This is a genomic window from Flavobacterium endoglycinae, from assembly GCF_017352115.1.
GTDB lineage: Bacteria > Bacteroidota > Bacteroidia > Flavobacteriales > Flavobacteriaceae > Flavobacterium > Flavobacterium endoglycinae.
In genome coordinates, this window is record NZ_CP071448.1 from 1,796,829 (window position 1) to 1,808,610 (window position 11,782).

The 11,782-nt window shown below is 40.0% G+C and carries 18 protein-coding genes; all 18 read right to left on the reverse strand.

The window, feature by feature from the left end; translation table 11 throughout:
• Positions 1 to 170: 170 nt before the first annotated feature.
• Positions 171 to 2,120 (reverse strand): hypothetical protein, encoded by a 1,950-nt coding sequence (locus J0383_RS07740; protein WP_207297839.1) that lies wholly within the window; start codon positions 2,118 to 2,120, stop codon positions 171 to 173.
• 1 nt (position 2,121) lies between these two features.
• On the reverse strand, positions 2,122 to 2,913 hold the full coding sequence (locus J0383_RS07745; RefSeq protein ID WP_207297840.1) for a hypothetical protein: 792 nt from the start codon (positions 2,911 to 2,913) through the stop codon (positions 2,122 to 2,124).
• Between the two features lies 1 nt (position 2,914).
• Positions 2,915 to 3,400 (reverse strand): hypothetical protein, encoded by a 486-nt coding sequence (locus J0383_RS07750; protein WP_207297841.1) that lies wholly within the window; start codon positions 3,398 to 3,400, stop codon positions 2,915 to 2,917.
• Between the two features lie 3 nt (positions 3,401 to 3,403).
• The gene (locus tag J0383_RS07755; protein ID WP_207297842.1) at positions 3,404 to 4,264 is read right to left on the reverse strand and encodes a nucleotidyltransferase; all 861 of its coding nucleotides are present in this window, start codon (positions 4,262 to 4,264) and stop codon (positions 3,404 to 3,406) included.
• Positions 4,264 to 4,545 carry a hypothetical protein gene (locus J0383_RS07760; RefSeq protein ID WP_207297843.1) on the reverse strand — a complete coding sequence of 94 codons (282 nt, stop codon included), beginning with the start codon at positions 4,543 to 4,545 and terminating at the stop codon, positions 4,264 to 4,266. The genes J0383_RS07755 and J0383_RS07760 overlap by 1 nt, the downstream gene beginning before the upstream one ends.
• The gene (locus J0383_RS07765; RefSeq protein WP_207297844.1) at positions 4,527 to 4,988 is read right to left on the reverse strand and encodes a hypothetical protein; all 462 of its coding nucleotides are present in this window, start codon (positions 4,986 to 4,988) and stop codon (positions 4,527 to 4,529) included. Before J0383_RS07765 ends, J0383_RS07760 begins: the two co-directional genes overlap by 19 nt.
• Complete coding sequence (locus tag J0383_RS07770; protein ID WP_207297845.1) at positions 4,975 to 5,289, reverse strand: hypothetical protein; 315 nt, start codon at positions 5,287 to 5,289, stop codon at positions 4,975 to 4,977. The genes J0383_RS07765 and J0383_RS07770 overlap by 14 nt, the downstream gene beginning before the upstream one ends.
• Positions 5,290 to 5,309: 20 nt before the next feature.
• Positions 5,310 to 5,639: a M15 family metallopeptidase domain-containing protein gene (locus J0383_RS07775; RefSeq protein WP_207297846.1), complete on the reverse strand. Its 330-nt coding sequence runs from the start codon at positions 5,637 to 5,639 to the stop codon at positions 5,310 to 5,312.
• Entirely contained in the window at positions 5,636 to 5,953 is a 318-nt protein-coding gene (locus J0383_RS07780) for a hypothetical protein (protein ID WP_207297847.1), read from the reverse strand. Before J0383_RS07780 ends, J0383_RS07775 begins: the two co-directional genes overlap by 4 nt.
• The gene (locus J0383_RS07785) at positions 5,950 to 6,177 is read right to left on the reverse strand and encodes a hypothetical protein (protein WP_207297848.1); all 228 of its coding nucleotides are present in this window, start codon (positions 6,175 to 6,177) and stop codon (positions 5,950 to 5,952) included. Before J0383_RS07785 ends, J0383_RS07780 begins: the two co-directional genes overlap by 4 nt.
• Positions 6,177 to 6,629, reverse strand: a complete 453-nt coding sequence (locus J0383_RS07790; protein WP_207297849.1) for a hypothetical protein — start codon at positions 6,627 to 6,629, stop codon at positions 6,177 to 6,179. Before J0383_RS07790 ends, J0383_RS07785 begins: the two co-directional genes overlap by 1 nt.
• Positions 6,630 to 6,645: 16 nt before the next feature.
• The gene (locus J0383_RS07795) at positions 6,646 to 7,683 is read right to left on the reverse strand and encodes a hypothetical protein (RefSeq protein ID WP_207297850.1); all 1,038 of its coding nucleotides are present in this window, start codon (positions 7,681 to 7,683) and stop codon (positions 6,646 to 6,648) included.
• A gap of 11 nt (positions 7,684 to 7,694) precedes the next feature.
• Positions 7,695 to 8,294 carry a DUF6046 domain-containing protein gene (locus J0383_RS07800; RefSeq protein ID WP_207297851.1) on the reverse strand — a complete coding sequence of 200 codons (600 nt, stop codon included), beginning with the start codon at positions 8,292 to 8,294 and terminating at the stop codon, positions 7,695 to 7,697.
• A gap of 194 nt (positions 8,295 to 8,488) precedes the next feature.
• Positions 8,489 to 8,827: a hypothetical protein gene (locus J0383_RS07805; RefSeq protein WP_207297852.1), complete on the reverse strand. Its 339-nt coding sequence runs from the start codon at positions 8,825 to 8,827 to the stop codon at positions 8,489 to 8,491.
• Between the two features lies 1 nt (position 8,828).
• Positions 8,829 to 9,245, reverse strand: a complete 417-nt coding sequence (locus J0383_RS07810; protein ID WP_207297853.1) for a hypothetical protein — start codon at positions 9,243 to 9,245, stop codon at positions 8,829 to 8,831.
• The gene (locus tag J0383_RS07815; protein WP_239023273.1) at positions 9,245 to 10,492 is read right to left on the reverse strand and encodes a DUF2586 family protein; all 1,248 of its coding nucleotides are present in this window, start codon (positions 10,490 to 10,492) and stop codon (positions 9,245 to 9,247) included. Before J0383_RS07815 ends, J0383_RS07810 begins: the two co-directional genes overlap by 1 nt.
• A 1-nt stretch (position 10,493) precedes the next feature.
• Complete coding sequence (locus J0383_RS07820) at positions 10,494 to 10,886, reverse strand: hypothetical protein (RefSeq protein WP_207297855.1); 393 nt, start codon at positions 10,884 to 10,886, stop codon at positions 10,494 to 10,496.
• A gap of 12 nt (positions 10,887 to 10,898) precedes the next feature.
• The gene (locus tag J0383_RS07825) at positions 10,899 to 11,780 is read right to left on the reverse strand and encodes a hypothetical protein (RefSeq protein ID WP_207297856.1); all 882 of its coding nucleotides are present in this window, start codon (positions 11,778 to 11,780) and stop codon (positions 10,899 to 10,901) included.
• Positions 11,781 to 11,782: the final 2 nt, after the last annotated feature.

Here is an 11,782-nt window from a genome sequence, read left to right on the forward strand (position 1 = left end):
GATTGATGATTGTTATATTTGCAGTTCCTACGATAATTAAACATGACGAAAAGCCACGTGTCAGAAGACTTTTACAGTCCTCCAACGCCGTGGCTTTGTCGCTATATATAATTACCGTAGGAAGTATTATTTATGTTGGAGGACTTCTTTCAAATCCTGTCCCCCTTGGATTAAATTATAAAGTTCTGCGCACCGTTAGACCTTATATTGATCTTATCATACTGCGCAGCCAGCACCTGGGTGTTAGATGCATTGATAAGTTCTGCACCGCTTCCCCTAACTGTTACCGTATTTGCCGAAACATCGGTTTTTACAACTCTTACCTCATAGCCCGGTGATGCAGCTGCTGCCGGAAGTGTAATTGTTAACGAACCGCCCGAGGCATTACAGAAAATTACCAGACAGTTATTGTTTGGAAAATCATTCATTAAAATCTGATAATCCGCTGTCTTTGTCAGATAATTATCTTTTTTCTCCAATAAGTTTAAACCGTTCGTGTTGATCTTGTTATTGATTGAACCGTACGAGCCTTTCCCATTATTGTACGCTGCGCCCTGGAGTAAAACAGTGTAATCGGCAAAGTTGTTATACTTCACTTTGATTAACTGTGCCGGCGCTGTCGTATCATAAATGTTGTATTCTCCGTTCAGAATAAGATAACCGTCTCTTGTTATCGAATTATCGTCCGTTATCGCAGAAGGCAGTGCGATAGCTTCCTCAGATGCTAATGTCGTACAGTCTAATCTCAGCAGTGACTTTCTGTAAACATTTGTTATCAAAAGCTTATTGTTAAAAATTCCCATCCAGTGCGGAACTGCATAAGTACTTCCTGAAACTATACTTACAAAAGGAATGTTTGTGCGCTCCCTTCTCAAATTTCCCTGCAGATCATAAACCCTCATTGCCATAAGATCACCTGCAAGCAGAAATGGAATATAAACTTCGTCACAGTAAATTAAGAAAGGAGAAGTCGGAGCTGTCCAGTAAGCTGCGTTGAAAGGTATGTTAAATACATTTCTGTACTGGGTCAGGTTATCTGATATTTCAACAAACTTTGAAGTCTGGTACCAGTCTGCAGTAACCAGAACATAGAGTTTATCTTTATATCCTAAGATATCCGTTGTCTGTCCGCCGTATGTTGCATCATTTGGAAGCGATAACGTTCTTATGTCTGTGAAATCATACGGGTTAATCTTAGCAATGTTGGTTGTTGTGGTTCTGGTAGCACTGTAAAGAAATCCGTTATGAAAAATTAATCCGTGTATAGGCGCAGGGAAAACTGCATACTTGGAAGAATCGAATACTAAAACATTATTTCTGATTCTGCAGTTAATGAGGCTTACAATAAATGCCGTTAAACTGTTGTCATAAGAATAATTCCCGACAACAAAAATATCATTGCCGTTTCGGACTATTTCATTAGTATTTGTGATCGCAGTTCCAACAAACGGCTGCAGATCAATTTCTCTGAATGTGTCAGTTTTATAAAGCAGTTTTGTACTGTCAATAAGAGTTGCGATGTAGAAATCTTCTGCTATCGGCGTAACTTCTAAAAGTGCAACCCGTGCCGCCAGAACTTTTCCCATTTCAGCAGTAAGCGCCTTAGTAGTTCCGCCCGTTGTCAGATCATTGACAAGAAAGGCGTCAAGACCTTCCTGTATTTCCTTAATCTTGTCAACGATCTCCTGGAGCGTATCAAGATCAATATCGTCAGTGCCGATTGCAAGGTTAATTGCGTCCAGCTGTATCTGGATTATTTTTCCCTGTTCTGCAGTCAGCGGATTGGAACCGCCTGTTATCAGATCATCGACCATATTCAGATAATCTGAAACAATTTTCCCGAATCCATCAAGCGGAGCGTAACCGCCCGGTGCGCCTTTGTTGATTTTATCCTCTTTTAAATTGAATAATCCGGCATGTGCATTCGTGTCGGTTTTATGAGCATCAAACTGGCTCTTTTCTGCCTTTGCATTCAGAACCGTAGTAAGATTAGAAATTGAACTCTGCGGGATTGCTTCATCCTTATGCCAGAATGAATCCCAGGTTGCCCAGAATTGCGATTGTGTTGGTTTTAAACCGGTTTTAAACCAGTTTTTAATTGTATTTAAGTTTGTTGCCATGTTATCCGATATATTCAATAAAGTAAACTACTCGATATGGGTTCAAAATTGAAAATGACTGACCGCCCCCAAACGGCTTGATAAGCTCTCCAGGATTAAAATTTGCTGTTCCGGTATCACCAACTGTAAGTCCCGTTGTTCCTCCAAAACCGGTGCCTTTCTTCAAGAATGTTCCGTTTATTGGTGATATCACCGGAAGTTCAGATTCAGAAAGCGTTTTGGTTTTACTTCCAGACGCAAAGCCTAATGTGTCAAATTCTGGCTGCGAAGCATCAAGACCAACAGGCATTTTTCCACGCCAGTTTACTACTTCCTGCCAGCCTTCCGGGATTTCATTTGCAGGTTTGTTCCATAACACCATACCGCCGCCGGCTTGAAATACTGCAGCTTTTTTTTCTAAAATTGCCATTCTGGCCATAAGTACTGCAATAGGGTCAAGTCTTTTAAAATCTGACCACAGCCATGAAGTATCTGCAGTTCCTATCGATGCGTAACGAACCGTATAAATTTCTTTAACTGTTCCATTTTTGAAAGGTTTCGATACTGGTTCCTCATAAATAATAACTGTGGAATCAGCATCGAATGCAGCTTCACGAAATTCTATTGGTACGCCGTCAATAATAACAGTACCGTCTTTAATTGTGGTCCCTACAATCTCACATCCTGTAACAATTGTCAGATCACCGGCAAGATTTCCAAAAGAGGTGAAGATTTGAAATGTTGTCTGCAGTTCCTGCAGTCTGTCAGCTGTCAGCGGATATCCTTCTGTTTGTACAAATTTTGAGTTATTCATTTTATGGAATTATTAGTATGGTGTAATTCTTTCCACCTGTTTTATAAAAATCAATGTGAGCTTTAAGCCCGTTAATCTGAGTGTCGAATACTTCTTGAGGCACCCACACGATAAAATCAAAGCCGCTGTCAGAGGTTTCTGCGTCAGTGTACAGCCATATTACTTCGTCTTCGGTTTCTGTGTGGAGCCATACTTCCTGATTTTCTGCCTCAGTGAAAATATAGAATGGTTCATTCTCCAAACCGTTACCGATATAAATTCGCCGCTGCTGCGGGTCGAACTTATCATTTAAAGAACCTCTCAGTGAACAGACCTGCCCGGTATGTTCTACCTTGTAAATATTCTCAACACGCCAGTTATACCAGAGATAGTATAAAAAATCAACCGGCTTTATTAAAGCCTGCAGATAAGAGACTAAAGCTTCTTTTCTTAAGAAGGTCGGCAGATATAGAACTACGAGTTTATTATAATCTATTTTGAACCACATAAGCTATACATAAGTAATGTTGTCAAATCCCTGAACTTCAAAATACCCGCTCACCGGAATAGTTTTAATATTAATTGGCTGCGGGGGTCCATAACCTCCCGCATCTGCATCAATCCAAGAACTCTGGGCACTTAAGATTGTCGGAATTTTTACACCGGGAACCTTCTGCAGTTTATCGGTCAGGTGCGCTAGTGCCAATTGTCCATCGAATGGAAGTTCTTTCATATACTGCTGGATTGCATCGTTAACAGGATAGTTACCGTTTAATATACTCATACCGTTTGCGTCCAATACCAGCGGGTCACATTCAATCTGAATAACCAGATACAGACGGTCGGGAAGAAAGTTGATTACATCAACATCGACACCGCCCCATTTGAATTCTTCAACATATTCCAGAAATGAAACCAGAGCTTCTGCAGGTATTGGAGCAAGGGCGTTATTAATCTCCCCGGCGATTTTGATAACAAGCCTTCCCGGAGGCTGGGTAACAGCAGCGTATTTTACAATCTTCGAAGCTTCGATCTGTTCTTCTGTGGCAGCTCCATTATCGAAATAATCTTTATCCGGTACCAGGGAAAACCCATATTGAAACTGCAGTGCCATGTATCTGTACCAGCTTGGCCTTCCTGATTTCTGATTGGTTAGTTTATCGTCAATTTCCGCTTTATGTTTATCAAAAAGTGTTTCAAGTGTAAAAACACAAAAAGCGATGATATCAAATAATATACTTTCAAGAGCGGTATTCGAAAAGGTTTCTTCGAAGGCTGCGCCGATCTGAAAACCGTATAACAGACTTAAAACCCCATTATTCATAAATGAGGCTGTAATTTCTTGTTTTATTTCTGCAGTTGTTCTTGCCATTATCGTACAATAAATGTGTTTTCTATGCTCATTGCACCTATACCGTCATCAGGTGTTATGATTGATGTGTCTAAATCGCTCAGCGCTGTAGCCGGCTCAATTTTGTTTCTCTGGTAATAATTGGAAATTGGTGCGTTATCAATTAGTACATTGTAATTCTCGCCGATCACCGGCTCATCTGTAATACTGATATTTGGATCAATATTAAGTATGTTTTCAAGCGATCCGCCCTGTAAGGCGATATCAAGAAAACTTTGCCCTTCTAACGCAGCTTTTTCCATTTTGCAGCAATTATAATTATCAGCCACACTAAAAGAAGAAAACAGAACAGTTTCCCAGTGCCTATCCAAAAACGCTGCAAAAAGCTGAGTTCTACGGTTTTTTGTGTATTGTTTACTTTCAGAGCTTCTGACAGCCTGTTAATCTCCCTGTCTTTACTGATTACTATTTTTTCGATACTGTCGCAGCTGGCCGTAATAATATAGCCGTTGCCATTAGGTTGTGCTTTTACTTTTGTCCTTCCCTGGAAAGAACTCTGCGGTTTAATCTGATCGCAGGGAAGTTCAATCTGGATTTTTTCACCAGGTATTTTAAGGGTATCGATTTTAACACGCTCAACATAACTTATACTGTCTTTGCGCTTTTCGTGAGACTGTTCGACCGTCTTTACGGTTTTGCATCCTATAAAAAGGATGACCAATAGAATGATGCTAATTTTGTTCATTGTTGATTTCTTTATTAATTTCATCAGCGAGGTCTGGGTCGAATTTCTGCAGTGCTTTTGTGAATTTTGCCACTGCAACATGCAGTCGCCTATTCTCATTTCTCATTTTCACAATGTCCTCACGTAATTCTTTTATTTCGGCCTGCAGATCAGTTGCTGTTTTCTGCCAGATTTCGATTGCCTTTTGAACTGAGTCCAGTTCGCTTAATTCATTTTCGATTTTGTTTTTCCTATATCCAACGATATAAGCGATTACTGCAGAAGCAACTGCAATAATCACCTGTCCTGCTATTTCTCCCATTTGTTTAGTTATTAGCAGCGTTATTTCATTTCAAAGTGGTTGGCGTCCCATCCCCAGTCATAACCCGCTACGTTATCCGGGTGCAGAGATTTCCACTTAACAGCCAAAGGCTTATAAGGCTCTCTGGAAGTTTGGTAAACTCCTTTTATAAAGAGGTTCAAATCACCTGCAAGCCTGTCCTGATGCTTGCTTCTTACGGCCTTTGTCAATCCTTTTTTGATATTGATTGCGTGCTGTTCATCTGTTCTGAACAGTTCACCTGCAGTTACCTCATAGCCGTTTTCATTAGCCCAGATTATTAGTAATGCGAAATTCTTTAGGAACGTAACTTGTTTATCTTTTAAACTCATTTTTGATTAATTTTAAATTCTGTACCGTCTGCAGAAACTATTACTTCTGCATTAATACCATCCGCTTTTAACTCTTTTTGAAGTTCTGTTTTAAACTTCTGATTATTATCTATTACAACACCACGCATATAGTTCTCAATCCCGAAACCAAGCGTTGGCGAGCCTTTCAAATCGCCTTTCTGGGCGATTGTAATCATGTGGCATCTTTGATAATCAATATTGCCAAGGACAAGGCCGCTTGTGATCTTTCCTGTGCTGTCTCTCACAACATCAATAATTAAATTGAAATCCTGGTCTACTTTTATCCCTGTCATATAATAATTCCTTTAGTGGTTGTCTGACCAGTCTGAGCAGCAGCGGTTCCGGTAGTACTCACACTCTGTCCCTCTTGTACTTCTGCAGTTTTTACAAAGTCATAAATGACTGTAGATAACCTATCTGCCAGTACTTCGATGGAGTTTTCCTGACTGTCATTTGTACTCATTTGCTGAAAAACAGTTTTAAGACTGTTTTTTAAAGTTTCTTTATTGAGTGCCATTACTTGAATATTTTTTTGAAATCTTCTTCAACTGCAGTAAGTTTCTGAATTGTTGCCGGGCTTACGGTTCCGGCTCCTGCAGGTGTGTTGATAATTGCGTTTTTAACTTCTGTAATAAAGCTGCTTAAGACATCAATAAAGGAAACTCCGCCGCATTTAATTCGCATGTTCTCAACTTCGGAGCACTTAAGTACTACGGCCTCGGTTTTCAGACCGTCCATTATACCTACCACCACATGACTTTTGTCTTTTGGATAGATCGTAACCTGATCTTCAATTTCATCATCGATCGCATTTAGCCTCACTCCTGTAAGGTCAGGCGAACCCTCTCTCTGTACCGTGCAGGTTGCTTCGGTGATATCTGTGGCAATTCCAGAAACAACCTGAATAAAACGCGAGGATTGAATCTGCTTTTTCATAACACGGCTGAATAATTCCTCAACGTCCGGCATGTTTTATTATTTAAGGTTAGTAAACTTTGTAGCTAAGGGTGTTCTTTCTTGAAAAACCGTTATCGTCATAAGAAATTTCGACTGTCTCAATCATGTAAGTTCCTTCGCGTTCCGGGTTCTGCTCGTCAATTATTTTAAGACAGTCCCCGCACCTGGTAAGAGGGTTTCCAAAACCGGTAACTGAGCCGGTATAACCATCGAATACCGCTTTTGCCAGTACAGCTTCTGCTTTCTGCTTTAATTCAGCTTCAGAAAAGTTTCCGGCAAAATTCAGGGTCTTTTCACTTGCATTTGGAAGTTTAGACCCCACCATTACGGTTTTCTTTTTACCGTTAGGCAGGTTGGCTACTGCTTTAAACCGTACCTGCATATCTTCCTTGCGCTTGTACTTTAACTCGTTTGCTTTTACATCACTTCGGATATCGTAGGTGTGGACTTTACTCAGGTCTGCAAAATCGTACGCTAAACCAACTTTTAACGTGTTTCCCGTAATTCTTGAATATAAACCGTGATCGTTCTGCAGGTCCTGGATAACATTATAAGAGCTGGCGTTGTCAATCTCCAGCTTTCCTAAATTAACCTGAGGGCTGTCAATTGTAAGACCGGGAAACAGCTCCTGCAGTAATGGTTTTAATTCTATCCTTTTGTAATGCTTTACCCAGTTGTTCTGTTTGTACGGCCACATTTTATCATCGCAATGAATAATCAGCGGCGCATCAGCTTCAATCTCACTGATATATCCTTCGAACTCCTGATTGTAGACTCCGTTATATCCGAGATCTATTTTGACAGGGTCACCGACTTTCATTAACTCTAAAATTGGTTTTTGGCCAATCTTACCATAAGCCTTCGGCACCACTAATTTTGCAGTGGAACTCAGTTCTTGCACTGTCTGGGTAATATTAAAGCTGGTAATGTTGTTTAACTGGATACTGCCTAATACGGCTTTTGAATTCATGTTTAAATACAGCATATCATTGGTATTTAAGTTTGTTCTGGCTTGTGTTAATGCTGTAGACAGCAGCGCCAAGCTGATTAAAATAATCTTTCTCATTTATTTGTTTTTTATTTTTGGGTTAATAATTGGTATTCTAAATCTTTGATCGCTTTCATTTTAAAGCTGTAGGCAATTGTATCTTCATAACCTTCTACAAATTCGATCTGTACTTCTGAAATGTATACTGCAGTAATTTCTAATGCGTCAAAAATTTCACTCGAGACATTCCAGATTCCATTAAACTTGAATATCTCATTTAACTGTTTAAGTTTGTCTGCAGGAAACGTATGGTTGTCCATATCGATTAGAAGACCTTTCCAGTCTATTTCATAAGGAGAGGTATTGTAACGCTCAACCCTTTCGATATCATCTACATTATCAATACTGGTAACAATAAGTTTTTTCTGCCTGCTGAAACTTAGCATCGGCGGTGTTGCAAAAACAGTGTTGTATTCTTCGGCAACCTGCCGGAATGCGAAATCAAATTCTATCTTGTCCCGGTAAAGTTTTACTTCGTCAAACTTTGTTTTATCGTTCCAAAGAAGAATCTGCGAGTTCTGGGGCTGTTCTACCTCGGCTTCAAAGCCTTTCGCTTTCAGCGGCGTGCTCATCTTAGCTGCAACAAAACCAAATGCTATCTTGAATCGATCTCCTAAATTTCCTGTCATTTATAGTGATTTTAATAAACCCTGTTCTGATAAAAATTTCAGCTCTTTAACTCTCCTGGCAAATTCATAGTCACATAGATTGTCGGGGTTTTCTTTGAAATAGAGTCGAATCATTGCATCATACTGAAAACAGAGCTGGTCAATATCCAGTGAATCGTCTGACTGTGCAATTAGAGGAATGTCCTCTAATTGCGTTAGACATTTTTTATGATACCCTTTCTAACAACGATTAATTCTGAAATAGTAGCCATTACTGCAGTAAAGAGATCATCATCACCCAAAACCTCGTCTTTATGCGAAAGCAGGCAGGCTTTCACTAAAATATCATCTGCCTTTTTCGGGTCTGTGTCCATGTATCTTCTGAACTGTCCTAAGACTGTTCGTGATGGTACACAAACTAAAAAGTCACGTGTATTGCCGTCATCATCGATCGGAACTTCTGCAAGTCTTACATCTAATCCTTTCCCTTTGGCAGCATCGATCATCTGCTGGGTGATACCTTCCGGTAATTGTTTTTCCGTTTCTTTTTTCATTTTAAACATTAAATTTCATTTCCGTTGGAAATAGTTCGTATTCTTTTTCGATATCGCCGTCATTGGTTACAGTACGGCCGTTGCCTTTGAATTTTGCTGTAATGATATCTTTTATCATTTCATTTTCAGAATTCAAAAAGGTAACAATGATTGGAAAAGGTCTGATTAAGGCGATATCGCCGTTAGGTGCGCTTTTCTCAATTTCGGCAATTGCGTCAAGAGGCAGTGTTATTTTAGCGTCCATTTCCTGAGCCCCCATTCTCCAAGCTCGAGCTTGTCTTCTGAGACCTTTTTGATATTCATGCGCATAATTTGAGTTGTACTCAATTGCTGAGGGATTAATATCATAAATACCGTTAACGGTCACTGTAACATCGCCTGATGAATAGGCCTCGTGCATTCTTTTTATTTTAGCCATTAGATACTGGTTTTAAGATTAATGGTTCCTACAAGTTCGTTAATGGTTCCCGTTGGGACTACTGTAAACTGTACGTCTAATTCTTTAATTCCGATTAGATCACTGTTAGGGTCTACATTGGTTTTTCCTTCACTGATAAGTCCGGCAGCTGCCATTCTTTTAAACATATCATCACCGATAGCATTGTAGTATTCTACCATGTCTGCCGGAAGCAGGCCGCCTTCGAGTGGAACCGGTTTTTTGATTTCCGGCAGATAGATCAGACGAAGTGCCCTTACGCACTGGTCAATGGTATGAGAGAAATAAATCGTATGCTGATTCATGTTACCCTGAGCATCAATAACGATTGGTGCCATAGTAGGTCCGTCATTAAACCAATATCCTGCAACGCCCTGGTATTTAATTGGAATGATATACCCTTTGTCGTTTAGTGTTTCCAAAGACTCGAATACATCTTTGTGTTTTTTATGATTGGAAAGCCCGCCGATCAGCCAAGAGCCTAAAGGGACATTCTGAATATTTTTGGTCGCTACTTCACCTGGGTTCCTGTTCCATGCGTGGGAAGCAATCACCCCTAAAAAGGTGCCAACATCAGCAAACTTCTTAGCGTTTCCAGTAAAGGCTTCTGCGTGGTTCCAGTCCTGGGCTATAACCATACTTACTTTTGTTGCAGATATTTTAACGGGGTCTTCATCAACTAAAATTTCAAAATCACGCAGATCAGCAAGATTGCTTAATGTATCTGTAATTCCGTAGCCTTCTACAATGGTATGAAGCGGCATGTCGTTCTGCGCTGCCCAAACTGCCAAGTTCTGCAGTTCCGGGATTGCTTCATTAAGCGTTGTTGGAAGCCCGTTAATTAGTGTAATGACCGCATCTGAATTGACGAAAAAGCCTAAATCTGAGATCATTCCCTCAGCACTTACGATAAGTGATTTAGCGGGTGTTATCATGTTTTTAAGTGCTACCGTGTCAGCAACAAGCAGTATATTTAAAATCCTGCCTGGTCCATTCATTCGATAGAATTCAGAGATATGACGATGCACATGCATGTTGTTCTCAAGATCATAAGCCGCTGTTATTCCAAGCGCTTCTGCATCTTCAATACGGCGAAGCGCGTACGCCGTATCGAGTGCTAATTTTCCAGCTATTGCAGCACCGTTTCCTATAAGACCAAACTGGCGGGTATCGCCGGTTTGATTTACTCCGATGTTACCTTCACTGATTGATACACCTCTTAAACTCATTTTAAACTGATTTTAAAGTTTCTTTAAAGTTTGTAAGAGCTGTTATTAAAGTATCGGCCTTGTGATCTTCAGTTGTGATCTCGAAAAACTTAACTAGAGCTTTCATAGTCTGGTAGTTCTCTTTTCTAAGTTCCGTTTCTGCTAATAGCTTTAAGTTTTTTTCTTTCAGCTCTGCAGCCTGAGCTTCTGCAGCTTCATCTTTTTTGTCTGTCGCAGTTGTGTCAGACTCTTTCTGATCTGCTTTAGACTTTTTAATGAATTCAGCTTCTTCGTCGCTTGCTTTTGCAAGACCTTCGTCGAAGAACAGTTCACCTGCTGAGTTTACCCAGACACCTTTTATTGATTTATCGGCCAGATATTCCTGGGCAATATCTTTTTCTTTTTCTGTTACCATTTTTCTTTAGGATTAAGCTACATCAGACATGATTGCACCCATACCTTTTGATTTCTTAGGCATAGCGATGTAACGGTGGTTAAAGTTGATTTTGTTTCTTTGGTAGTCAGTGTCATTCTCTGCAGGCGACCAGTACATTTTTGTACTGCCTGTACATTTGAATACAAATGGTTTGTAGTATGAAACTGATGCATTGAAATTAGTTGACGTAGGCAGCGACCCTAATGAACCTTTTGCACCTGCACTTGTATACACCGGGCATGAAATATGCTCGTAGATTGTAAAACCGTACATATTGGCAACCACGCCAGTTGTATAGTTGTAATACTGCTTTTCAAACTTCTGATCTGCTGCTAACAAATCGTTCACGTGGTCTGTACATAACACCAATACTAAATCAGAAGCGATTCCCATTTTATTGTATGCATTTTTAAGTGCTACAACATCTTTTGGAAGCAGTGTTTTTCTTCCATTAACAACCGGACCGGTAGTTTTAATAACCGGCGTGTCAGCTGTATTAGCTGCAGGCGCAATAGAGTGAAGTGCTTTTCTAAATTTAGAAATTGCAATCGCTGAGGCATGTTTATCTTTTACCGTTGCAATTTTGTCATAAGACAACGCATACAGCTCATCGTCTGAGATAGGGGTTGTTTTAGTTGTGAACTTATCCAGTTTAATCGGGATATCGTCATCATCTAATGACTGCAAGGGAATTGGATAAGTCGTGTTATTGATAATAACGTCCGGTTCCACACCAACATCCACTAAGTGGATAACATCATTTTCCGCATACTGCGAACTGTCCGGGATTGTTTCTAAAAACGTTCCTGATTCTGCTGTACTGATCGTCTTTACAAGTTCACCAGTCCAGACTTCTTTATATACATCTGCCATTT

Coding starts and splice junctions, on each gene's coding strand:
- J0383_RS07785 (WP_207297848.1), bottom strand. CDS start 6,177: ATGGCACTCAATAAAGAAACTTTAAAAAACAGTCTTAAAACTGTTTTT.
- J0383_RS07820 (WP_207297855.1), bottom strand. CDS start 10,886: ATGGTAACAGAAAAAGAAAAAGATATTGCCCAGGAATATCTGGCCGAT.
- J0383_RS07750 (WP_207297841.1), bottom strand. CDS start 3,400: ATGTGGTTCAAAATAGATTATAATAAACTCGTAGTTCTATATCTGCCG.
- J0383_RS07745 (WP_207297840.1), bottom strand. CDS start 2,913: ATGAATAACTCAAAATTTGTACAAACAGAAGGATATCCGCTGACAGCT.
- J0383_RS07775 (WP_207297846.1), bottom strand. CDS start 5,639: ATGAGTTTAAAAGATAAACAAGTTACGTTCCTAAAGAATTTCGCATTA.
- J0383_RS07760 (WP_207297843.1), bottom strand. CDS start 4,545: ATGGAAAAAGCTGCGTTAGAAGGGCAAAGTTTTCTTGATATCGCCTTA.
- J0383_RS07815 (WP_239023273.1), bottom strand. CDS start 10,492: ATGAGTTTAAGAGGTGTATCAATCAGTGAAGGTAACATCGGAGTAAAT.
- J0383_RS07810 (WP_207297853.1), bottom strand. CDS start 9,245: ATGGCTAAAATAAAAAGAATGCACGAGGCCTATTCATCAGGCGATGTT.
- J0383_RS07795 (WP_207297850.1), bottom strand. CDS start 7,683: ATGAGAAAGATTATTTTAATCAGCTTGGCGCTGCTGTCTACAGCATTA.
- J0383_RS07780 (WP_207297847.1), bottom strand. CDS start 5,953: ATGACAGGGATAAAAGTAGACCAGGATTTCAATTTAATTATTGATGTT.
- J0383_RS07770 (WP_207297845.1), bottom strand. CDS start 5,289: ATGGGAGAAATAGCAGGACAGGTGATTATTGCAGTTGCTTCTGCAGTA.
- J0383_RS07790 (WP_207297849.1), bottom strand. CDS start 6,629: ATGCCGGACGTTGAGGAATTATTCAGCCGTGTTATGAAAAAGCAGATT.
- J0383_RS07765 (WP_207297844.1), bottom strand. CDS start 4,988: ATGAACAAAATTAGCATCATTCTATTGGTCATCCTTTTTATAGGATGC.
- J0383_RS07755 (WP_207297842.1), bottom strand. CDS start 4,264: ATGGCAAGAACAACTGCAGAAATAAAACAAGAAATTACAGCCTCATTT.
- J0383_RS07825 (WP_207297856.1), bottom strand. CDS start 11,780: ATGGCAGATGTATATAAAGAAGTCTGGACTGGTGAACTTGTAAAGACG.
- J0383_RS07800 (WP_207297851.1), bottom strand. CDS start 8,294: ATGACAGGAAATTTAGGAGATCGATTCAAGATAGCATTTGGTTTTGTT.
- J0383_RS07740 (WP_207297839.1), bottom strand. CDS start 2,120: ATGGCAACAAACTTAAATACAATTAAAAACTGGTTTAAAACCGGTTTA.
- J0383_RS07805 (WP_207297852.1), bottom strand. CDS start 8,827: ATGAAAAAAGAAACGGAAAAACAATTACCGGAAGGTATCACCCAGCAG.